This is a genomic window from Thalassomonas sp. M1454, from assembly GCF_007097525.1.
In the GTDB taxonomy this organism is placed as follows: Bacteria; Pseudomonadota; Gammaproteobacteria; order Enterobacterales; family Alteromonadaceae; genus Thalassotalea_A.
The window spans coordinates 90,045-112,558 of the sequence record NZ_VKDD01000005.1 but is presented as its reverse complement, the minus strand read 5'-3'; the positions used below and the strand labels follow the sequence as shown (position 1 = coordinate 112,558).

General features: G+C 36.8%; 18 protein-coding genes. 14 read left to right on the top strand and 4 right to left on the bottom strand.

The annotated features are described in order from the left end of the window. Positions 1–3: 3 nt before the first annotated feature. The 3 genes from FNN08_RS12295 to FNN08_RS16375 are packed head-to-tail and all read left to right on the top strand — an operon-like array spanning position 4 to position 1,351. Positions 4–819 (top strand): phytanoyl-CoA dioxygenase family protein, encoded by an 816-nt coding sequence (locus FNN08_RS12295; RefSeq protein WP_143586203.1) that lies wholly within the window; start codon positions 4–6, stop codon positions 817–819. 2 nt (positions 820–821) lie between these two features. Continuing rightward, positions 822–1,121, top strand: coding sequence for a hypothetical protein (locus FNN08_RS12290; protein ID WP_143586201.1), 300 nt, complete (start codon positions 822–824; stop codon positions 1,119–1,121). A 59-nt stretch (positions 1,122–1,180) separates the two neighbouring features. Further along, a complete protein-coding gene (locus tag FNN08_RS16375) occupies positions 1,181–1,351 on the top strand; it encodes a hypothetical protein (protein WP_185962654.1) in 171 nt (56 codons plus the stop codon). Between the two features lie 70 nt (positions 1,352–1,421). Here the strand turns inward: FNN08_RS16375 and FNN08_RS12285 are convergent, their stop codons facing one another. The 3 genes from FNN08_RS12285 to FNN08_RS12275 all read right to left on the bottom strand — a co-directional run bounded on the left by FNN08_RS12285 (position 1,422) and on the right by FNN08_RS12275 (position 5,190). Next, positions 1,422–2,483 carry a polysaccharide lyase family 7 protein gene (locus tag FNN08_RS12285; RefSeq protein WP_143586199.1) on the bottom strand — a complete coding sequence of 354 codons (1,062 nt, stop codon included), beginning with the start codon at positions 2,481–2,483 and terminating at the stop codon, positions 1,422–1,424. Between the two features lie 82 nt (positions 2,484–2,565). After that, entirely contained in the window at positions 2,566–4,167 is a 1,602-nt protein-coding gene (locus tag FNN08_RS12280) for a polysaccharide lyase family 7 protein (RefSeq protein ID WP_143586197.1), read from the bottom strand. A gap of 291 nt (positions 4,168–4,458) precedes the next feature. Further along, positions 4,459–5,190: a FadR/GntR family transcriptional regulator gene (locus FNN08_RS12275; protein ID WP_143586195.1), complete on the bottom strand. Its 732-nt coding sequence runs from the start codon at positions 5,188–5,190 to the stop codon at positions 4,459–4,461. A 1,080-nt stretch (positions 5,191–6,270) separates the two neighbouring features. Between FNN08_RS12275 and FNN08_RS12270 the strand changes: the two genes are divergently transcribed. From FNN08_RS12270 to FNN08_RS12220, 11 genes are all read left to right on the top strand, one after another. Beyond that, positions 6,271–9,222 (top strand): TonB-dependent receptor, encoded by a 2,952-nt coding sequence (locus FNN08_RS12270; RefSeq protein WP_185962653.1) that lies wholly within the window; start codon positions 6,271–6,273, stop codon positions 9,220–9,222. Positions 9,223–9,479: 257 nt separating this feature from the next. Beyond that, positions 9,480–9,953, top strand: a complete 474-nt coding sequence (locus FNN08_RS12265; protein WP_260679343.1) for a hypothetical protein — start codon at positions 9,480–9,482, stop codon at positions 9,951–9,953. Between the two features lie 1,032 nt (positions 9,954–10,985). Next, positions 10,986–11,870 (top strand): NAD(P)-dependent oxidoreductase, encoded by an 885-nt coding sequence (locus FNN08_RS12260; protein WP_143586192.1) that lies wholly within the window; start codon positions 10,986–10,988, stop codon positions 11,868–11,870. A 141-nt stretch (positions 11,871–12,011) separates the two neighbouring features. Then, positions 12,012–14,276 (top strand): polysaccharide lyase 6 family protein, encoded by a 2,265-nt coding sequence (locus FNN08_RS12255; RefSeq protein ID WP_143586190.1) that lies wholly within the window; start codon positions 12,012–12,014, stop codon positions 14,274–14,276. Between the two features lie 9 nt (positions 14,277–14,285). After that, positions 14,286–16,502, top strand: a complete 2,217-nt coding sequence (locus FNN08_RS12250) for a heparinase II/III family protein (protein WP_260679342.1) — start codon at positions 14,286–14,288, stop codon at positions 16,500–16,502. An 11-nt stretch (positions 16,503–16,513) separates the two neighbouring features. Then, a complete protein-coding gene (locus FNN08_RS12245) occupies positions 16,514–16,915 on the top strand; it encodes a cupin domain-containing protein (protein ID WP_143586188.1) in 402 nt (133 codons plus the stop codon). Further along, positions 16,915–18,222 carry an MFS transporter gene (locus tag FNN08_RS12240; RefSeq protein ID WP_143586186.1) on the top strand — a complete coding sequence of 436 codons (1,308 nt, stop codon included), beginning with the start codon at positions 16,915–16,917 and terminating at the stop codon, positions 18,220–18,222. Before FNN08_RS12245 ends, FNN08_RS12240 begins: the two co-directional genes overlap by 1 nt. 71 nt (positions 18,223–18,293) lie before the next feature. After that, on the top strand, positions 18,294–19,238 hold the full coding sequence (locus FNN08_RS12235; protein WP_143586183.1) for a sugar kinase: 945 nt from the start codon (positions 18,294–18,296) through the stop codon (positions 19,236–19,238). A 50-nt stretch (positions 19,239–19,288) separates the two neighbouring features. Then, positions 19,289–19,906 carry a bifunctional 4-hydroxy-2-oxoglutarate aldolase/2-dehydro-3-deoxy-phosphogluconate aldolase gene (eda, locus tag FNN08_RS12230; protein ID WP_143586182.1) on the top strand — a complete coding sequence of 206 codons (618 nt, stop codon included), beginning with the start codon at positions 19,289–19,291 and terminating at the stop codon, positions 19,904–19,906. A gap of 267 nt (positions 19,907–20,173) precedes the next feature. After that, positions 20,174–20,560 carry a lactoylglutathione lyase gene (gene gloA / locus FNN08_RS12225; protein ID WP_143586180.1) on the top strand — a complete coding sequence of 129 codons (387 nt, stop codon included), beginning with the start codon at positions 20,174–20,176 and terminating at the stop codon, positions 20,558–20,560. Between the two features lie 22 nt (positions 20,561–20,582). Beyond that, a complete protein-coding gene (locus FNN08_RS12220; protein WP_143586178.1) occupies positions 20,583–21,683 on the top strand; it encodes an alkene reductase in 1,101 nt (366 codons plus the stop codon). 108 nt (positions 21,684–21,791) lie between these two features. On the opposite strand, the gene FNN08_RS12215 is transcribed toward FNN08_RS12220, so the two are convergent. Further along, entirely contained in the window at positions 21,792–22,412 is a 621-nt protein-coding gene (locus FNN08_RS12215) for a hypothetical protein (RefSeq protein ID WP_143586176.1), read from the bottom strand. Between the last annotated feature and the right edge of the window lie 102 nt (positions 22,413–22,514).

The window sequence follows — 22,514 nt, the reverse complement described above, 5'->3', positions numbered from 1 at the left end:
TTTATGGAACATAAAATCAAACAATTAAACCTTAAGTATGACCATGAAGGTTATTTTGTTCTTCGTGACTTTTTTAGCGCTCAAGAAATTGAGGCGTTAAGAGCGGTCATTTTAAAGTTTCATCAATTATGGAAGCAAGATAACCTTGAGTTTTATCAACAAGAGGCTTTTAACTCATCCTTAATTACTGGCAGTAAATACCTTGGCTGTGCTGATAGAGTTAAACTGTTTAACTTTATCAGCTCTGCAAAAATGATGGCATTGGTTGAGTCATTAATGCCAAATAAGCCTGCATTTATGAATACGCAGCTATTTTTTAACCCTGTTAATCCACAGCAAAAAGATTTTTGGCATCGAGATTGTCAATACGACTATGATGTTGAAGATCAAAAGAAAGTTATTACTGAAACGCAAGTAGTGCACTTACGGGTGCCACTATTTGATGAATTAGGTATTGAGTTAGTACCGGGTACTCATAAGCGTTGGGATAACGATGAAGAGTTTGCAGTGCGCCAGGAAGTACAGGGCAGAACAAGTTGTGAAAACCTCTCGGGAGGTAAAAAAGTAAAACTTGCAGCAGGAGATATCTTAGTTTTTTCAGCTGATATGATCCACCGAGGATTATATGGTTTAGATAGGTTAGCATTAGATATTTTAGTGTTTGATTCATCTGCGAATTACGCTGACTATGTTGATGACGATTGCTTGCCTGATCATTTAATGTTGGCGCAAATTGATAACCCGAAACTTTATATCAATACCATTGATTTAAAGTTAAAAACTGAGCAAGCGATTGATAAAGCGGGGGGCATAGAATGAAAATGAGTAAAATAGTTCAACGCTTGAACGTAAAACTATTGGCAGCATTAGAGCAAATAGATGAGGAGGCTAAGCAATTTGAAGGCTATAGCCATTTAAGTCACAGTGTGCAATTTGATTTATTCCCCAGTAGCTTATTAGTACTTTGTCACTTTTCTAATGAGCAACAGTTTCAGGCTGCTCTGGCTAGTGATGTTGAAACCAAGTTACAAAAGCATTTACATAAATTGTTGTTGAAAAAAGGGATTGTATTGAAAGACCCTAAAATGAACTTAAAACTGAAGGGTTCATTAGAAGTATAAAAATCATTTTTATCAGCAATAAGCTGATAACATGAATTAATAAATTAAAAGGAAATACGATGTCTGAAAAAATCATCAACTTTGAATTTGAGAAGCAAAATAAAAACAGTGTTCGCTACAAAGAAGTTCCAGCGGATGGCATGCCGCCAGTGTTAGGTTCTATCTATGTACAAAAATGGTTTGCTGGTGATAAAAAGAATATTGAAATAACAATTAAAGCAAAAGACTAATTAGTTCTAGTTATAAAATAAAGCCCTATAAATATTATTTATAGGGCTTTATTGTGATAATTAGTGATGATTATTTTTTAATCTTTTTCATTTCAAGTTTAGCAAAGCTTACTTGCGTATAATCACCATTTTTCTTATCGACTTTCCAATCTCCAGTACCAGGGCAGGCGGTATACCAGTAATGCTCAGAGTTTTTAGTACTACATTGGTTGTAAGCACCTGCTTTGAAGTAGAACCAGTCTTGGCTGTAACCTTGAGGGTGGTCGAGTGGGTCAACCTTGCCATAAGGGTCAACATTATTTGATAAATCGACTTTATATACTACCGAATCATGGTCTTGAGCCACAAATTTAACGTACATCATGTTCTCGTACACTAATATTGTGTAAGTAAAATATTCGCCTAGTGCTATACCAGCTTCGCCTGGGTCGGCTAGGTTATCCCAAGTATTACCCCACACAGGAAAAGCAATATCGGTACGATTAGGATCATCTTTGGGTAAATTACGCTCATAAGTCCAAAATACTGAACCTTTGTCGTGGTTAGGCAGCTTTTTATAGTATATTTTTATTGGCTCATTACCCCAGCCAAAGCCTTTATCTTTTTCAATTATACCTTGATCTTTACCTGCATGGATTTGCCCAACAACAACTGAATACGCGGGTTTTTTATCTGGATGACCGGCATTAACAGCAACATGGTCAACCTTTAAACGCGCTTGTAACTGCCCGCCGATAGAACCAAACTTTTTGGCGCGCATATTTGCTTTTATAGCAAAGTTATTCTTGCGATCTTTAGTGCCGATGCTGGTGTTTGAACCACGCAGCATTTGTCTTAATTCGCTACGGGTATTTGATGAACCACCGGTGGTTTGGGCTTTGTTTGGTGCAACAAATACCATATTTTCATTTTCTGAATCTAGATAAAAGAAATCGGAATGTTGAAATTTTTTAATTCTTGAAACATCGACCTCATCAACTTTGCCATCACCGTTAGCATCAAGTGGTAAAGTGATTTTCCAATGTGATAAGTTGAACTTATCGGCAGGAATTGCCGATAAAGCCATAGGAGAAAAAATTAACCCCAGAGAAAGTATCGCTGTGGATAGTTTGGTTAAAGAAGCATGGCGCATAAAAACCTCTGTTTTATAATATTTTTTATGTAGTAAAATAATGTACAGTCATTTTAATTAGATTCTTAAACTAATTAGGCTTTCAATGTTCACTGAAAGCATAGCCATCGTGACTATTTTTTAATTCGTAGAATGTCGCTTGAGTAAATTCGTCATCGTTAGCGGAATTGTTACCATTATACACACCAGCCTTAAAGTACATATATTGACCACCTTGATCATAGCCGCTAGCTGTCATATCCACTGTTTGAACAACATTAGGCTTGTTATCACGGATAATTTTAACGGTGAGCATATTACCTGTTACTTCAATTGAGTAGGAAAACTTTTCATCAAGTGCTATGCCATCAGTAGGATCGTTTGCATCATTACTTCTACTACCAATAAGTTCGTAATAATCGTCACTTTCGCCGATAGGTTCATGAGCAAAATAAATAGAGCCTTTTGTATTGTTAGGTAATTTTCTATAATAAAGACGAATAGGCTCGTCATCATTTGCATGAATTTGACCAATAACAACCCGGCCTATTTGATAGTTCTCACCTGTCTTAGTAACACTGTTTACTGCAAGGGTAGCGGTAAGTTTGCCATCTATGCCACCTGCAGCGACTAAATCTTCACCCGGAGCTGAGGAGAAAACCCAATTGTTCAAATTAACCCCTTGAGTTTTTATGCTGGTATTTTCTCGACGCAGCATTTCTCTTAACTCAACACGAACATACTTAGTATTTTCCGAGGTTTTATAGCCCCTTGGTGGGCACTTAAATACTAGGCCGTTATCATCTGATACATAAAAGAACTCATCAGAGTATCCGCTAGATAATACTGATTCTTTAATAGAATCAGATTTCCCATTGCCATCAACATCTGTTGGAACACTTAAATACCAATCATTTAGCTCTATCCCAAGCTCGTTTGTTTTTAGAGTTGGGGCGGGGTCCGGAATTGAATCTTCATTAGCGAATATTTCAACCTTAATTGTATGCTGGGTACCATCTAGAGAGTTAATGGTAAATTCATCTGTTAGCGTGTTTGGAAAAGTTAATTGATAAACTTCATTAGCAGAGACAGATAATTTATAGTACCAACTTCCATTTGCTTCTATGGAAAATATACCGTATTTACCTTGGGTGTTATTCTGAGGAATAATCAGGCTCTGTGCGGTATCTATATCGGTAACTGTGATAATTGCTTGCATCTGTACATTTGTATCTTTAGCTATTTGCAATGAATCTAAATTATTTCCTGAACTGAAGGTTGCTTTGTCATTTACACCTGCAATGGTAATAACTATCGTGGATAAGGTATCATCAATCGAGGATATTTTTATTTCATCTTTTACGGAAAGACCTTCAGGTAGTGCTTGGATTTCTTCATTTTGAGTGTTTAATTGGTATGACCAAAAACCATCTTGTTGAAGGTTGAAAGAACCATACTTAGATGAAACGTTTTCTTGTATTTTGAAGCCTTGTTCGTTTATATCAGTATCTTCAATTGATAATGTACCTGTTATTAACGTAGTAATATCTTCATTGATTGATTTGCTTAACTCACCACTAATAACTGCTGGCGAAGCTACATCTGTAGTAGCATTATTCTTCGCTGAATTACCTTTAGAACTAGAGCCTGAACCACATGCTGTAAGGTAACTAATTATAAAAATAACACTCAAAATATTTTTCATTCATTTGTACCTATCATAAACATATTAATTATCTCTTGGGGAGAAGATCATCCTTGATCTCTAGTTAACTTAGTTTGTATGTCTGTACGTGTTTGGGTTAACTAATAATCCTTAGGCTAATCTACAATAGGTAAGGCCTGTTGGTCAATAGGTAATTATTTATTGGTAATAACGATTGGTTTCATATGTAAGGTGATATATTTACAAATGTTAATTGTGGTCAGTTATTTGTAAAGGCGTAAAAATAAAGGGGCCATAAGCCCCTTTATATCTAATTTGATAAAATTATTGTTAGTTAACTAAGTGATTTAATGAATATAAATCTCTTGTTTCAGATGTTTTTTTACGTAAATCTTCTAATGCTTTTTTCTCATTTGCTTCGAATAATGAATTTATTAAACGATTAAAATGTTGATGCATAGATCTCCTAGCTGCTTCACTATCACCTTCTTTAAGTGCATTGAATATCTTTGTATGCTCGTCTAAACGGTCATTATCACTTTGACTACAAACATTTTTATAAGCAGAGTTAATTTCTTGATTATTTTCACGTAGTTTCCATAAATCTTCTATGGTTTTTGTTAAAGCATTGTTACGAGTTGCAGCAGATATTATTTTGTGGAATTCTTTGTCTGCAACTTCTGGGTTGGGACCGCTACCCATTCTTTCTAAAGTGCTCTGTAGTTGTTGCAATTCATCCGGAGTAATTGTTGCTGCAGCTAAAGCGGCTGCTTCACCTTCAATAAGTGCTCTTGCTTGGGTTAATTCAAAAGGACTGATATTAGCAGAACTGCTCTCTTCATCAATTTTAGCTAGAACATATACGCCTGAACTGGTTTTAACTTCGACTTTTTCTCTTACTTCCAAAGCAATAATAGCCTCACGAATTGTAGGGCGACTGACATTAAATGTTTCAGCAAGTACACGTTCGGCAGGTAATCGACCACCAACAGGGTATGCACCTGAGTCAATTAGCGCTTCTATTTTCTCAACAATTTGCCAAAATAAACGACGGTTTTTCATCCAAAAAATCCTTAAAAACAAATAATACAGATAAGTGCTAATGTAATTATCGATAAAATCAATGATTTTCAACACCTAAGATTTACATTCTATAGTAAAGAATCTAAAGGTGTCAAATTGGTAATTGACATTGTTTGATCATTAATCTAATTGGTAATAATGTTTTTATCAGGTTTTTGTATTTATTAGTGTAAGCTCTGATGGGAGGGATTGTTATTGGTAAGGTATTTGGACTTGTCTTGGTGAATAATTAATGATGAAAAAGTCCTAACCGCTCTACCACGCTAAAGTGTATTAGTGTATTGAGATTAGCTTTTATGTTTATTTATAACTTAAAAAAATTCCAAATACCTTCATCGCTCATAATTATAAAGTTAACGTAATTTTTACCTGGGCAGCTAACAAAAACTTCGCGCTGGTGATTTTCAATTTAATTCTCCACTTATCTTTATTAGAGATAAATATAGATAAGGTATCCATGTTCATTTGGGTTACTTGCTATACACGCCATCATCTATACCTGTTAAACCCGATGTGTTTTCATCTACATAAAAAACATTACCTGACACAATGATGATGGCGATGAAATTGATGAAGGCGACGATTTAATTAGCCTTAATAAAGTTAAAAAACACATGCTAGTCCGCTACAGTTACCAATGTAGCTATACACTCATCTTTAGGTCAGCCAATTTTTAAAAAAATGGTCTACCAAATGTCTTTATTTTAAGAGCGCTTTTTAACTGTTAGAGCGTGAATTCTGTTTACCAATAGCAAAAATCTTGCCGCAAATAATTATAAACATCTTGTTATAATATAGTTAAATATTTAATAAAAACTCTTTAATCTCTTACAGCCCTTTTATATAAAGGCTTGTGGCTACTTATTTTTTCTTGGTAACTTGATTGGTTAACCAATTGTTGTCTTTTTGTTAACGTATTGGTTGTAAATCTCTCTGTGATGTATTATAAATTGTCTTGACATATTGGTTTTTACATTAATATTTCAAATAGAATGACGACTTAAAAAATAAAAACTGAAATTTATTCAGAGTAAATATTCAGTCTTACGGGGAAATAAAATGAAACTTAACAAAATTAGTTCTGTTTTTAGTTCTAATAAAAACACGAACAAAAATTTAACTTTATTTGGTGCTGCGTTAACTGCAATGTTATCGGCATCAGCTTTAGCTGCTGAAGAAGCTGAAACAGCAACAGCAGCTGCCGAAGAAGAAGTCGAAGTAATTGAAGTTACAGGTATACGCAGCTCTCTTACCGGCGCTCTTATGGAAAAACGCGATAGCGCTAACATCGTTGAAGTGATTCAAGCTCACGATATTGGTAAACTTCCTGACCAAAACTTAGCAGAAGTTTTAGAGAACATCACAGGTGTTCAAATAACAAGAACAGCTGGTGTAGGTACTGGTGTACAAATTCGTGGTACTAACGCAAACCGTGTTGAAATTAACGGTGTATCAACAGTTGGCGCTGGCGCTGGCCGTAACGGTATTAGTTTTGAAGATATTAACCCAGCAATTATAGCTGGTGTTGAAGTAACTAAAGCTTCAGAAGCAAAAACCATTGAAGGTTCAGTAGGTGGTACTGTTAACTTACGTACTATTCGTCCTCTTGAATTATCGGAAACATTAGGTTCTGTTCGTGTACAAATGGAAGATAGTAGCCTAAGTGATGAAGATGCTTCACCAAGACTTTCCGGTGCATACGGTGATAACTGGGATACTGACTTTGGTAAAGTTGGTTTTGTGATGAGTGGTAGTTACACAGAACAAGAAGCTGTGTCATTCCGTCCTCGAGCTGACCGTGATAACTTAACAGATGCCGGGTATCAAGGTATTCAGTTCTTAGTTCAAGAACAAGAAAATGACGATTATGAAACTGTTAATTTAGCAACCACGTTTGAGTGGGCGCCAAATGACAACATGAAACTTTATGCCGATGTTATTATTAACGACCAAGAAAGAAGCCGTGATCAATACCGTCTACAGGCATCTGGCGTAAGTGCATTGAAAAACTATCCAACAAGCACGCCAACAAAATTTGAAGACGTTAACTACGGCTATGGTTTACCAACCTATCAAGCTGCAGTAGCAGGTCGCTTATCTCCAGATTTAGCTCAAGATGACGATGATCCAAACCTACGTTTTACAACTGAGACCGGCTCTCGTGTTACTGATACTGAAGTATTCGTATTGGGCGGTGAATGGCAAGGTGATAACCTTTTTATTAGTGCTGAAGTTTCTACGTCTCAATCAGATTCTAGTAGCCCGACATTAAATACAACAGTTAACTTTATTAACCCTAACTGTCCACAAGATGGTTCAAGTAACGATAACTGTGTTCCATTTATCTATGACTTATCTGGCAACTCATTAGCATTTGGTATTGATTTTGAAAATCAATACGCACCTACTGTTGATCAATTATTAGATCCAGCTAACGTTGTTCTTGACCAAGTTGATTTTGGTGACGATACAACAGAAAACTCTGAAGACGCGATTCGTGTAGACTTTAGCTACTTCTTAGATGAAGTACCATTAGTTACATCAGTTGACTGGGGTGCACGTTACAATGAATCATCACATGAATTTAGAGATGTTAGTGGTAAAATTGGTGGCTACAGTAAAATGGTAGATAGTGCGCCAGGTACTGCATTTGCTGATTTACTTGTTAAAGGTCCGTCAAATTACAGTGATGGTGATGATAGAAGTTTATTTATCAAAAACTTTTTATTAGTTGACCCTGATAAGTCGTTTGATGATGCAATGGGGGTTTGGAATACATTAAAATCAGCAACATTGGCTCATAATCCAGATGCTAAGGTTGCTGATATAGCCGAAAATGATCAAGGTTATCGTAAAGTTGAAGAAGAAACTACTGCTCTTTATGCACAAGTTAACTTTGAGTACAACGACTTTATCCGTGGTAACTTAGGTGTGCGCTACCTTGAAACTGATGTTACATCAACTGGTTTCCAAGATGGTGTTAAAGGTTCTACTACTGGTAGCTACGACTTCGTATTACCTCGTTTCAACCTTGTTATTGATGCTGCAGACGACGTACTTGTACGTCTTGGCTACGGTACCGATATTAGACGTCCTGATTTTGACCAATTAGCCGTTGGTTACTCTCTAGATACTAGTGAAAATGCTGCAGTAGACTTAGGTAACCCTGGTCTTGAGCCGGAAGAAGTAGATTCATTAGATATCTCTGTTGAGTGGTATTTTGCAGAAGCAGCGGTAGCAAGTGTTGGTTACTTTAAGAAAGAACGTACTAATATCTTTGGTACAGACTTTGAAGGTGCACAACTTTACCCATCAGATACAACAACAGGTGGTTTAGAGCGTGATCAAATGGGCCCAGTTTGTGAAGATGGTGGTTTTTGGAATCCAATCGCTGAAGCAAACCAGTTAGGTGACCCTAATATTACTGGTATGTGTGTTGACCAAACTATGCCTGGTAACGACCCTGATACAACTGAAGTTACTGGTTTTGAATTTGCATTCCAATACGGTTTATCTGACTTTGAAGAGCAGTTAGGCTGGGCATCAGGCTTTGGTGTTATTGCGAACTACACAATTCAAGACTTCTCTGGAGGTTCTGTAGAAGATTGTACTTCTGGTCGTGGTGAAGAGGTTCTTGGCGAACTTTGTATTGACCGCGGTTTACTAGACTTTTCAGAAAATGCGTATAACTTTACGCTTTACTACGAAAAATACGGTTTAACAGCACGTATGCGTTATACATGGCGTGAAGCGTTCCGCACTAACGATTTTGCTGGTGGCGCGAATACAAGTGGTTCAAGTACACTTAGTTTCCCTGTTGTTACTGACGACAGAGGCCAGTTAAATGCAAGTGTTAGCTATGATGTTAACGAAAACTTTAACATTGGTGTTGAAGGTGTAAACTTAACAGAAGAAAGTGTTGATCAATACTGTGTATCGAACAATGCATTACTTTGTTTCGTAGGCTTACCTGATCGTCGAATCACAGTTGGTGCAAGCTACAAATTCTAACTGTTTAATTTAACGTATTTATCTAGGTTAAATTATTTATTTTAGGCCAGGGGCGAAAGCTTCTGGCCTTTTTTATAAAAAAGGGCAAGATTAAGTGCCAGCATAGCTTTTACATAAGGATATGACATAAACTAAAATGCACTCTGCTCGAGCTCTTATTTATTAGGCTTTGCCTTTAAATGGATTTATATCATCATTAAATTAACCCTTTTTTTATCAGAAGGAATATTTTTTACTCTTACCCAATAGGAATACTTTTGCCTAAACCAAATAATGCATTGCACAAGCTCACAGAGCTTATCGCTATCAACGAAGAACTTATCCCTTTAAAGAAACTCGCAGACAGGGAGCTTGCTTCTATTTATGGCTTAACTGGAACTGTTTACACTCCCCACATTGATGCGTATATGCAGGTATCAATAAAGAAAGCTGAGATATTAGCCTGTTTAAAAAGGCAGGGCATACTAGCAATATCCGAAGTTGAGTTAATCACAACTGCGTTAGATGCTTTATACAAGAATGTAAAAAACCAAGCTATTGTTGAATATGAAGGTCGTCGCTATGAACGTCGATTTTTACCGTTAAAACTTAGTAAATCAGGTAAGAATGTACAAAAGTGGGCTAAGTTTTGGTTGTTACTAACCTCTGAAGAAAAGGTAGAGCCTAACTGGGATAGACAAGTGAAAGAAATTTGGCCAAGCTATTTTTTAATCAGAAAAGTTGATATTTAATTATAGGCATAGCTATTTAAGATTTCACCACTGTAAACCTTCGCCTAGATTACATTAGAAAAACTTAATTTGTACTATTTACTTAAATCAACTTATTTTATATGACCTCTTAAGAATAATCATTTTTAGGCATTTTGTGAATTTTATTAATATTCTTCGAACCGAACGTTAAAACACCCAATAAATATGTCATGCCAAAATGCAGGGGGATTAAATTACTTGTCAATTTTTTAGCTGCTAAATTGGTAATTGTGTTTTCTTATCTTGTTATGACCAAGGTGGTGGTCGTAGTGATTATATTTTGATGTATTTTCTTAGAGTGGATTTCTAAATAGCTAGTGTAGGCGCTTTGATGTGCCTATTATTCGATAAATTAAATTTAAACGGATGTGCTTAATCGAATAGGGATGCTAAATCCTGTTTTATTTTATTACCCAGTAGAATATTGTAAATCCATTTTATATTTGATTTTATAATTCTAACTAGATTGAAGGCAAGTTAGATTCACTCTAGTTATTGTATAAATCGTACTCATAAGCCTAATTAGATATTGTATTGTGAATATTAGCGTTCACTATTATGGCAAACTTAGGTGTAAATTAGGCACTCACTTTTCAAATGAAAATCAAGTCATTATTTTTGTTTTTTATGGTTTACATACCTATTGGTTGCTCTTTATACAATGGTTGATTTGTTGGTCAGGTGATTGGTTGACAAATTGGTTGACAAGCGTTTTATGAATTGGTTACTATGTGATTTGAATGATAAGTCATGTAACCATTATGTCTTGCATATATTAGCGCACAAGAATCGAATTCTTGTTTCTCTAAAATAGGTAATACAGGTCACCAATTTAATTGGGATGTTCCAGTAAATGAATACACCATATTAGTTGGAATACATTAGACAACTATTTATACCCTAGGCGGCTTTACTACTTTAAGTAATTCAATAGTGCATGGGCCTATGAGGTGGATAAATTTCTCCCTCTGATACACAAAAAACAAAAAACAAAATAATTAGGAGTTAATTATGTCAAAGCCAACTATTGGTTTTATCGGTCTTGGCCTTATGGGCGGAAATATGGTTGAAAACCTACAAAAACGTGGTTTTCAAGTAAATGTAATGGATCTTAATAAAGATGCTGTTGCTAAAGTTATTGCTCGTGGTAATGCGACAGAAGTGTCTTCTGGTAAAGAGTTAGCTGAAAAAAGTGACATCGTAATGCTTGCTCTTACAACTTCAAACGTTGTTGAGTCGGTAGTGTACGCTGAAGATGGCATTTTAGCTGGTATGAGTGCAGGTAAAACATTAATTGATTTCGGTACTTCTATCCCTGCATCTACTCGTAAGATAGGTGCTGATCTTGCTGCTAAAGGTTGTGGCATGATTGACGCTCCTTTAGGTCGTACTCCTGCGCATGCTAAAGATGGTTTATTAAACATCATGGCTGCTGGTGATATTGATACGTTTAACAAAGTTAAGCCAGTTCTTGACGAGCAAGGCGAGAATGTTTTCCACCTTGGCGCACTTGGCGCAGGTCACACAACTAAGTTAATCAATAACTTTATTGGTATGACAACTGTTACGGCAATGTCACAAGCGTTTGCTGTTGCAAAAGCTGCAGGTGTTGATGGTCAGCAGTTATTTGACATTATGTCTGCAGGTCCTTCTAACTCTCCGTTTATGCAATTTTGTAAATTCTACGCGGTAGATGGTGATGAAAAATTAGGTTTCTCTGTTGCTAATGCTAACAAAGATCTTGGTTACTTTAATCAAATGGTTAAAGACCTAGGTTCAGAATCATTAATTGCTCAAGGTACATCTGCTAACTTACAAGCGGCAGTTGATGCTGGTCTTGGTCAAAATGACGTACCTGTAATTTTTGATTACTTCAATACTCTATTAGAGAAGTAGTTAATAGTTAATGTGTATCAAGGCTGATAAAGCCTATTAGATACAACAAATAACTAGTAAATGTAAATCAGCATTATAAGGCTTTCTATTACAAGGAGTAGAGAAAGCCTTAAATTTATCAACAGTTTAGAAGAGTAAGTCATGGTTATCAGTAAACCTAGTTTGATCAAAAAAACTTTCCAAAAATCATTCAGCGTAATCGCAATTTCTTTATTAAGTTTTACAACCTATGCTGCAGAATTTTTAGTAAAAACGCCTGAAGCATTCAAAGATACAGTTAAGAACTTATCTCCTGGCGATACAATAAAATTGGCTAATGGTACATGGCAAGACTTTGAAATTTTATTTACTGGTAAAGGCTCAAAAGAGCAACCAATTACATTAACAGCAGAAACTAAAGGAGAAGTAATTTTATCTGGCCTATCAAACTTACGTTTGGCGGGAGAGTATTTAGTTGTTTCTGGTTTAGTATTTAAAAATGGTTATACCCCAAGTAGTGAGGTTATTGCCTTTCGAGAAAACAAAACGGAATATGCTTACCATTCAAGAGTAACTGAAACTGTAATTGAAGATTATTCTAATCCGGATAAGCAAGAGTCTGATTACTGGGTAGGTATTTACGGTCAATATAACCGTTTTGATAATAACTACTTAGCAGGTAAAAGAAATAAAGGCGTAACGGTTGCAGTACGTTTAAATAGTAAAAATAGTCAGCAGAACCACCACAAAATCGATCATAACTACTTTGGGCCTCGTCCTATCTTTGGTTCAAATGGTGGTGAAACCTTACGTATTGGTACTAGCCATCACTCGTTAACTGACTCATTTACTGTAGTTGAAAATAATTACTTTGACCGATGTAACGGCGAAGTTGAAATTATCTCGGTAAAGTCAGGTAAAAACCAATTACGAAATAATGTGTTTTTTGAATCACGCGGCACATTAACGCTTCGCCATGGTAATGGTAACGTTATTGAAAACAATGTTTTCTTTGGTAATGGTGTGGATCATACTGGCGGTATTCGTGTTATTAACAAAGATCAAATCATCCGTAATAACTATATGGAAGGCTTAACGGGTTACCGTTTTGGTAGTGGTTTTACCGTGATGAACGGCGTACCTAACTCTCCAATTAATCGTTACCACCAGGTTGAAAACGCACTAATTGAAGACAACTCAATGATTAATGTTGACCATATCCAATTAGCTGCAGGTAGTGATGCCGAACGCTCTGCTGCACCATTAAATAGTAAATTTGCACAAAACTTTGTGTTTAATGAAAGCGCTAAGCAACCTTTTACTCTGTTTGATGATATCTCGGGCATTGCCTTTAATAATAACGTAACCAATAGCAAGCCATTATCTGAATTAAAATCTGGCTTTAAAGTCGAAGCTATCAAAATAGAGCGAGCAGAAAATGGCTTGTTATATCCTGTAGGTAAAAACATTGGTGTAGATAGATCAATTTCTCCAATTACTAAATCAGAAACCGGACCTTCTTGGTACCCTAAAACTGCTGGTCAAACTGATTTCGCTAGCGGTGCAACTATTAAGATTAAGCCACAAGGTGATGCCTTATTTAATGCAGTGCAATTAGCTGAAGATGGTGATGTATTAGTTCTTGCACCTGGTGACTATGATGAACGCAAAGTAATCGTGATTGATAAAACATTAACGATTAAAGCCGATAAGTCAAAAACTGCACAGTTATCATTTGAACGTGGCGCTATGTTTGAAATTGCTGATGGTGGCAGCTTAAGCTTAGACGGATTAGTGATTAGTGGTAAAAATAGCCCTGACTCTTCTGGCAATACGTTAATTCGTACTAAAAAGTGGGGCATGACAGCTAATTATCGTTTAGTTGTGCAAAACTCTGAAATTAAAAATTTAGATATTAACCACTCGTTCCATTTCTTTGTATCCGGTAATGGTGCATTTGCTGATGAAATAACGTTAAGCAATAACAGCTTTGATAATATCACCGGCGATATTCTTCGCCTTGATAGAGAGTTAGAAGATTTAGGGATTTATAACGCTGAATACGTTACTTTATCAAAAAACACTTTTAAAGATGTAGAAGGAGCTTTAGTTAAATTGTACCGAGGTGGTAGCGATGAAAGTACCTTCGGTCCACACCTTAATATGACTAACAATAAGGTAACTAATGTAGGTAATGGTAAGCGTAATAAGTCGAAATCTAGCCTTTATTTACACGGTGTACAAGTGACTAATGTTGCAGACAATACCTTAGCTGAGTCAGCTCAAATTGTAGTAGAACATACGGTGGGTCAGCCAAAAACAAGCATCCAAAATAACAAGCTTAGTCAAGATGTAAGTGTTGTTGAACTTCGAGTTAGTGGCCCGCATACGGCTGTACTTGAGAACAACCAAGTCGTTGCTAAGTAGGTAGAAATTATGTTGAACGGTTTTTATAAAAAAATGAATGTTAAAGCACTTGTTACTTGTTTTTTAGTACTTACTTTTTCATGTAGTCAAAGTGTGGCGCGAGTAAGCCCTAACTTAGTTATTAGCCAAGATGACATCCCTTTAATGCAAAGTGCTATTAAAGAGCCGGGAAGTTTCGCTAAAGCTTATTTAGAGACCAAAGCATCAGTTGACGAGCAAATTAGTCAGACGATTAAGGTGCCTGTACCTAAAGATGGTGGCGGTGGTCCAACTCATGAACGCCATAAGAAAAACTATCTTTTAATGTACAATGCAGGGGTTATTTACCAGTTAAGTGAAGATAAAAAGTACGCCAATTATGTACGCGATATGCTTTTAGAGTATGCCAAGTTGTACCCTACGCTTGATGTACACCCTAAGCGTAAACTTAATAAGCAAAATCCAGGCAAGTTATTTTGGCAAAGTCTTAATGAAGCAATGTGGCTTGTTCATACCATTCAGGCTTACGATCTTATCCTAGATTCTTTATCTGCTGATGAGATTGCAACCATTGAGAGCAAGCTTTTAAAGCCAGTTTCGCTATTTTTATCTGAAGGCCAACCTTCTACATTTAACAAGGTACATAATCACGGTACGTGGGCTGCCGCTGGTGTTGGTATGGCTGGCTATGTGTTAAATGAACCTGAATACGTAGAAAAGGCATTACTTGATTTAGAAAAGTCAGGTAAAGGTGGTTTCTTACGTCAACTAGATGAGCTTTTCTCGCCTGAAGGTTATTACAATGAAGGGCCGTATTACCAACGTTTCGCTTTATTGCCATTTATTACTTTTGCTAAGGCGATTCAAAATAACCAACCCGAGCGAAAAATATTTGAACACCGCAACGGTATTATTATTAAGGCTATAGATACTACGATTCAATTAAGCTACAACAAATTGTTTTATCCAATTAATGATGCCATTAAAAGTAAAGGCATTGATACTATCGAGCTTGTTAATGGTGTAACGGTTGCTTATGGCTTTACTCAAGACACAGGTCTTTTAGATATAGCTAAGCAACAAGGGCAAATTATTTTAACCGGTGATGGCCTTAAAGTAGCAAATGCTTTAGATGCAAACTTAGCCACACCTTACAAATTTAAGTCGGTAGCTTTTGGTGATGGCGCTAATGGCAAGCAAGGTGCGTTAGTGATCATGCGCCAAGAATCTCGCGGTGAACAAGCCTTATTATTTAAACCTGCTGCACAGGGTTTAGGTCATGGTCATTTTGATAAATTAACATGGCAATTCTATGATAATGGCGCTGAAATTGTATCTGATTATGGCGCGGCACGTTTTCTTAATGTAGAAGCCAAATTTGGTGGCCGTTATTTACCCGAAAACGACTCTTACGCTAAACAAACGGTTGCTCATAATACCGTTGTTGTTGACGAGAAAAGTCATTTCTTAGGTGATGTTGAAGTGGGTAATGCAAACCACCCAGAGCTATTGTTTTTTGAAAACAATGCTCAAGGTAGTGTTTCTTCTGCACAAATAGACACAGCTTATAAAGGCGTTAACCTGTTACGTACTCTGGCGTTAGTTAAATTGCCTGAAATTGATAAACCACTAGCGTTCGATATCTTTGAAGTAACCAGTGAAGAGGTGCATCAGTTAGATTTACCTGTGCATTATCATGGTCATTTTATTGATAGCAATTTCACCATGGCGGGTTTTGGCAATAACTTAAAAGCGCTTGGTAATAACAATGGTTACCAGCATTTATGGCTAACCGGACAAGCAACACCTAAAGCTGGCATAGCGCAAATTACGTGGTTAAATGATAACGGTAGGTTCTATACACAATCATCTCTTGTAGATGGCAGTACTGATGCGTTATTTACCCGTGTTGGAGCAAATGATCCTAACTTTAATTTACGCAATGAGTCTGGCTTTATTTACCGTAAAAATGCGGTAAAAAATCATCGCTTTGTTAGCGTATTAGAACCACACGGCGAGTATAACCCATCTAAAGAATATACTTTGTCTGCTAATCCAAAAGTATCAAATTTAAGTTTTGAGCAAGTTAATAACATTAGCTTAGTTACAGTACAGCTTAAAAACGGTGCGCAGTATTTACTCGCGATTAATAATAATACTAGCGAGAAATCAACATTCAAATATCAACAAGTTGAATATAAATTCAACGGGCGATTTAATCTTTTTAAATTACCATCACAGAAGTAAGTAGGGGAATTATTATGAGTCAAAGTGCTCACTTTTTATCTGGCGACGAAACTGAAATCGAAGACCTAGGCGGTGGCTTAAAACGTCAAATGTTAGGTTATAACCATGAGTTGATGGCCGTTAAAATTTGGTTTGATAAGGGAGCTATTGGTTACAACCATAGGCACAGACATTCTCAAGTTACTTATGTTGTTGAAGGTGAATTTCACTTTAACATTGACGGTGTAACGACAATTATGAAAGCCGGGGACAGCTGTTTGATCCCACCGTGGGCTGACCATGGTGCGACTTGTCCTGATGGCGGTATTTTAATCGATACATTTAGTCCGCCACGTGAAGATTTTTTACCTGAAGGTACATTCGATAATATCGATATAGAAAAACTTAATGCCAAACCAGCGGAGATTAAATAATGAAAATGCAAGGGTTACGTTGGTGGGTAATTGCGTTAATCGCACTAGCCACAGTGATAAACTATATAGACAGATCAGCTTTAAGTGTACTTTGGCCTGATATTGTTGAAGAACTTTTTCCTGATGAATCAGCTTTAGAGCGTAAGCAAATTTATGCAAATATCTCTATCGTATTCATCTTATCTTATGCTTTTGGTCAAGCCATCTTTGGTAAGATTTTTGACTGGGTCGGCACTCGTTTAGGTTTTGTGTTATCTATTGGTGTTTGGTCACTTGCAACTGCAGCCCATGCATTTGCTCAAGGTGCATTAAGTTTTGCTGTTGTTCGCGCTGTTTTAGGTGTTGCTGAAGCGGGTAACTGGCCGGGCGCTGCTAAAAGTAATGCCGATTGGTTCCCAACCAAAGAGCGCGCTTTAGCACAAGGTATATTCAACTCTGGTGCTGCCATTGGCGGTATTATTGCAATCCCTCTTATTGCTTATTTAACCGTGTTCTTTAGCTGGAAAATGGTATTTATTATCATTGGTTTAGTTGGCTTATTATGGCTTATTCCTTGGTTGATTATTGTTAAAGCTCCACCTGGTTCACATCCTTGGATCACAGATGAAGAGCGTGACTATATTTTAACAGGTCAAAAAAATTCAGACTCGCAATCAGAAGCTGTTTGTGAAGAAGATGAATACAACCCTTCTACAGGTGAATTACTTTCTCGTAAGCAAAGTTGGGGTGTAATTATTGCCTCTGCTGCAATCGATCCTATTTGGTGGTTATTTGTTTTCTGGATCCCTATCTACCTAAACGAAGTTTACGCGATGGATGTTAAATCAATCGGTATTTATGGTTGGGTTCCTTACGTTGGTGCAATGTTTGGTGCTTGGTTTGGTGGCTTGCTTGCGCAAAATCGTATCAAAGCGGGTTGGAATACAGACAAAACACGTAAGTTAACGATTACCTTAGGCTGTCTAATTATGCTACCTGCATTATTGATGATGGCAAACCCAGGCGGTCCTACTTCAGCAGTAATGATCATGGCTGTTATCTTATTTGGCTTCCAAACAGCTATCGGTAACGTGCAAACATTACCTAGTGATTTATTTGGTAAGAAAGCCGTTGGTACACTTGCTGGTTTCTCAGGTATGGCAGCTAAATTAGGTGCATTAGGGTTAACAGCTTTAGTACCTATGCTAACTGCTGATGGTAACTACACTCCTGCATTTGTTATTGGTGCTGGTTTAGCAATTACTGCGATGCTTGCTGTTTGGGTTCTTATTCCAAAAATCGAACCTCTTAAAAGTTTAAAGAAGTAAAGTTTGAAATGACTCGATAGCCTTTATCGAGTCATTTTAATAAATCTAATAAAAGTGAATAAGGCTTTGTAATGAAAAACATTTTTTTATTCGGCGAATGTATGATTGAGCTAATGAGCGCTGAAAAGGGCGAGTTAGCTAATACCATGAAGCAGTCATTTGCTGGTGATGTTTTTAACACAGCAGTTTATCTAAAACGCATTTTTACTGATGTAAAAGTGAATTTAGTTACCGCTGTTGGTAAAGATCAATTTAGTTTGGATATGATCCAATATTTTGAGAATGAAAACATAGCAACTGAATTTGTTTTCAAATCAGAAGATAAAATACCAGGCTTGTACTCGATACAACTCGATGACGAGGGAGAGCGTAGTTTTACTTATTGGCGTAACGATTCAGCGGCTCGTAAAACTATGCAGCACATAGATGAGGACACCGTAGCTGAGCTAGCGAAAGGGGATATGTTCTTTTTCTCGGGTATATCACTTGCTGTGGTTGAAGCTGATGCAAGAGCAAAGTTTTGGGATCTAGTTACAAAGCTGAAAAGTGCAGGTGTGCAAATCGTTTTCGACCCTAATTATCGTCCTCGTTTATGGAAAAATGAAGCACAAGCAAAAGAGCAATTTGATAAAGCATTTAGCCAATCGGATATGCTATTACCTGGTATAGATGACTTTAATAGCCTCTATGGTATGGATAATTTTGATCAAGTTAATCAGTTTTTAGCCCCTTACCAAATAGACGAAATTATTGTTAAAAATGGCCCTGAAACAGTCATTAGTGTTGTGCAAGGCGTAACTGAGCAGCACCATATTACTCCGGTGCAAAATGTCGTAGATACAACATCTGCAGGCGATTCGTTTAACGGTGCTTATTTAGGCGCAAGGCTAAACGGCAAGTCGATAATAAAAGCAATTGATATGGCCTCAAAAGCTGCTGGTTTTGTTATTCAGCATAAAGGCGCAATTGTTGAAAAACAAAGTTTTACTGAATTTACTCAAACCCATTTAATTTAATTACTCACTCATTGCACCTAAGTTCGGTGCTTTGCTAAAAGGTCTACATAATGAAATCTTTCAAATCCTTGATGGGGTCACAAACCCTTTTGCCTATCATTCAAGCAGATAGTGCAGAGCAAGGCGTAAAAATTGCAACGGCTATGGCTGATGCCGGTTTAACTTTAATCGAAGTTGTATTAAGAACTGAAGCTTCTCTTGAGGCTCTAACGGCAATTAAAAAAGCACTACCAAACCTAATCGTTGGTGCGGGTACTATTACCAATGAAACTATATTGCAGCAGGCTGTTGATGCCGGTGCTGATTTTATTATTACTCCAGCAGTATCAGAGCGATTACTTGGTTATCTAGCTGACTGTGGTTTGCCGGTACTTCCTGGTGTATCTAATACTGGTGAGATATTAATGGCCCGTGAGTTTGGCTATCAAGAGCTTAAATTATTCCCTGCTTCTTTATCTGGTGGTGCGCCATTTATTGCTGCGTTATCTTCTATTTTCCAAGATATCAAATTTTGCCCAACGGGTGGCGTTACCTTAGAAAACAAAGCTGATTACTTATCTCTTAGCAATTGTTTTGCTGTAGGTGGTACTTGGGTAGCTAAAAAAGAATGGGTTGAAAAAGGTGATTGGAATGCGATTACTCAAGCCTGTATTGAAGCAAATAAATAAGTAATTTATTTTTTGCTCTAGAGCAAAACTCTCCCCAGAGTTTAAAGGGCGAAGCAATTAGTTGCTTCGCCTTTTTTTATGGGAAATTTAAAGCTAAAAAGAGGTAGATATTTATTAATGCATAACAATTTTTTATCAAATTGATAAGAAACAATAATTTTTTTATTACTCGTTTGCTTGTCTATAATTAGTTAACAAATTAAGCATGACCAACGTGAATATTTCTCTTCATCATGCTTTTATCGTTTTAGATTGTAAGGGCTATTGATGAAATTATTACACACTATGATCAGAGTTACTGATTTAGAAAAGTCTATTGAGTTTTATACCAAAGTATTGGGCATGTCGTTATTAAATCGATTTGAAAATACCGAGTATAGATACACCTTAGTATTTGTTGGTTATGAAGATCAACCAAATGCTGCAACTATTGAATTAACTCATAATTGGGATACCAATGAGTATGAAATGGGAAATGCTTTTGGCCATTTAGCGATTGGGGCTGATGATATTTATACACTGTGTGACAACATCAAAGCACTCGGCGGTAACGTTACTCGTGAAGCCGGTCCTATGAAAGGCGGCACGACCCACATAGCATTCGTTAACGATCCTGACGGATACCCAATTGAACTTATCCAAACCGGCTCTTAAGTAGCACTAGAGGAATATTATTATGCAAGACTCATTATTTACTAAAGTTGACTTAGGTAACTTATCCCTTAAGAACCGCATTGTTATGCCACCAATGACACGCTCGCGTGCAAGTCAGCCGGGTAATACGGCTAATGACATAATGGCGACATATTATGGACAACGTGCATCAGCTGGACTTATTGTTGCAGAAGGCACACAAATTTCAGCTATGGGCCAAGGTTATGCTTGGACTCCAGGTATTTATACGCAAGAGCAAATTGCTGGTTGGAAGAAAACCACTGATGCTGTACATGCAAATGATGGCGTTATTTTCGCCCAACTTTGGCACGTTGGCCGTGTAACTCACCCTGAAAATATTGGTGGTAAGCAGCCTATTTCATCATCGGCACTTAAAGCTGAAAACGTGCAAGTATTTATTGATAACGGCAGCGATGCACCTGGTTTTGTTGATGTGGTTATGCCGCGCGAAATGACAAAAGATGACATTAAAGATGTGATCGAAGAATATCGCCAAGCTGCATTAAATGCGATTGAAGCTGGATTTGATGGTATCGAATTACATGCTGCAAATGGCTATTTAATTAATCAGTTCATTGACTCCGAAGCTAATAACCGTACCGATGAATATGGTGGTAGTGTTGAGAACCGTTTACGCTTTTTAGGTGAAGTGGTTGAAGCTATGGTTTCTGCTATTGGTGCAGAGCGTGTTGGTGTTCGTTTAGCGCCGTTTACTTCATTAAATGGTACAGTTGATGCTAATCCAATTGAAACCTATACTGCCGCCGCTGCATTATTAGATAAGCTAAACATAGTTTACTTACACATTGCAGAAGTTGACTGGGATGATGCGCCAGATACGCCTTTGGAATTTAAGCAGGCTATTCGTGCAGCATATAAAGGCATCATCATTTACGCTGGTCGTTACAATGCAGGTAAAGCTGTACAAGCAATTAAAGATGGCCTAGCAGATATGGTTGCTTTTGGTCGTCCATTTGTGGCTAACCCAGATTTACCTAGCCGTATTTTGAATGGTCAAGAGCTTGCTCCTCACGATCCAAATACTTTATTTGGTGGTGATGAAAAAGGTTTAACTGATTACCCAAGGTTTACTAAAAAGTAAGTCGTTGTTAGTAAATACTTATAAATAGCTCTAATAGGTAATTTAAATTATTTGCTATACAAATAAAGAGGGAGTTTTAAAAACTCCCTCTTTAATGACTTTTATGCTCTATTTATTTCTCTGTGGAAATTGCTTTTTTATCATTCTAAGTTGATGAAAAGAGCCTACTAGTAAAAACATATAGCCAAAGAGCTCTAAACCTTCTTGAATGATAGTTTTATAAAGGTGACGATAATCATCAAGCATTACCTCTTTCCAAAGTGCCCCGCCAGAGCCTAATAAGCGACTAAAAATCATAATAATCACCAAGCCGACGAGTATATTAAAGTAAGCATTGGTTTGACTAAACTTGAGTGCCGATTTATTTAAACAGCTTTTGTGTCTCGCGCTGTAAATTATAGCGATTACAGCTACTGAAATTGCTGGGTAGAACCAAAAACCATGGAATATCATATCTAAGAAATAATCCATTTCACGTATCAACATACAGCCAAAAAATGCGGCAATTAGCACATATAGCGGTCTACTTTTTTCATCTTTATGAGCCGAATATGTAAAAACACTTAAACTAACTAACAAAAATAACTGTTGCAAAAATTCTGTGAGAGACGTTTCACGCAGTTGATTTTCTAAAATAAAGTAATCGATTCTTATGGTGTGAAAAACCCCCGCAGCTAACAAAGAGGTTATAATAAAAGGTAAAATCAGTGCTTTAAATATTTGGCGCATAATAATTTACTCATTCATAACGTTGAAATTGTCGTTTAAAAATTGTTTTAAAATCAAGGTCATCGATAAAAATAATTTTAAACTAATAGGTCGATTTATCAA

What these genes read in the sequence shown, in the direction of transcription:
- FNN08_RS12240 (WP_143586186.1), top strand. Translation starts at nt 16,915, where the DNA reads ATGAAAATGCAAGGGTTACGTTGGTGGGTAATTGCGTTAATCGCACTA.
- FNN08_RS12285 (WP_143586199.1), bottom strand. Translation starts at nt 2,483, where the DNA reads ATGCGCCATGCTTCTTTAACCAAACTATCCACAGCGATACTTTCTCTG.
- gloA (WP_143586180.1), top strand. Translation starts at nt 20,174, where the DNA reads ATGAAATTATTACACACTATGATCAGAGTTACTGATTTAGAAAAGTCT.
- FNN08_RS16375 (WP_185962654.1), top strand. Translation starts at nt 1,181, where the DNA reads ATGTCTGAAAAAATCATCAACTTTGAATTTGAGAAGCAAAATAAAAAC.
- FNN08_RS12275 (WP_143586195.1), bottom strand. Translation starts at nt 5,190, where the DNA reads ATGAAAAACCGTCGTTTATTTTGGCAAATTGTTGAGAAAATAGAAGCG.
- FNN08_RS12295 (WP_143586203.1), top strand. Translation starts at nt 4, where the DNA reads ATGGAACATAAAATCAAACAATTAAACCTTAAGTATGACCATGAAGGT.
- FNN08_RS12220 (WP_143586178.1), top strand. Translation starts at nt 20,583, where the DNA reads ATGCAAGACTCATTATTTACTAAAGTTGACTTAGGTAACTTATCCCTT.
- FNN08_RS12290 (WP_143586201.1), top strand. Translation starts at nt 822, where the DNA reads ATGAGTAAAATAGTTCAACGCTTGAACGTAAAACTATTGGCAGCATTA.
- eda (WP_143586182.1), top strand. Translation starts at nt 19,289, where the DNA reads ATGAAATCTTTCAAATCCTTGATGGGGTCACAAACCCTTTTGCCTATC.
- FNN08_RS12235 (WP_143586183.1), top strand. Translation starts at nt 18,294, where the DNA reads ATGAAAAACATTTTTTTATTCGGCGAATGTATGATTGAGCTAATGAGC.
- FNN08_RS12270 (WP_185962653.1), top strand. Translation starts at nt 6,271, where the DNA reads ATGAAACTTAACAAAATTAGTTCTGTTTTTAGTTCTAATAAAAACACG.
- FNN08_RS12260 (WP_143586192.1), top strand. Translation starts at nt 10,986, where the DNA reads ATGTCAAAGCCAACTATTGGTTTTATCGGTCTTGGCCTTATGGGCGGA.
- FNN08_RS12215 (WP_143586176.1), bottom strand. Translation starts at nt 22,412, where the DNA reads ATGCGCCAAATATTTAAAGCACTGATTTTACCTTTTATTATAACCTCT.
- FNN08_RS12255 (WP_143586190.1), top strand. Translation starts at nt 12,012, where the DNA reads ATGGTTATCAGTAAACCTAGTTTGATCAAAAAAACTTTCCAAAAATCA.
- FNN08_RS12250 (WP_260679342.1), top strand. Translation starts at nt 14,286, where the DNA reads ATGTTGAACGGTTTTTATAAAAAAATGAATGTTAAAGCACTTGTTACT.
- FNN08_RS12280 (WP_143586197.1), bottom strand. Translation starts at nt 4,167, where the DNA reads ATGAAAAATATTTTGAGTGTTATTTTTATAATTAGTTACCTTACAGCA.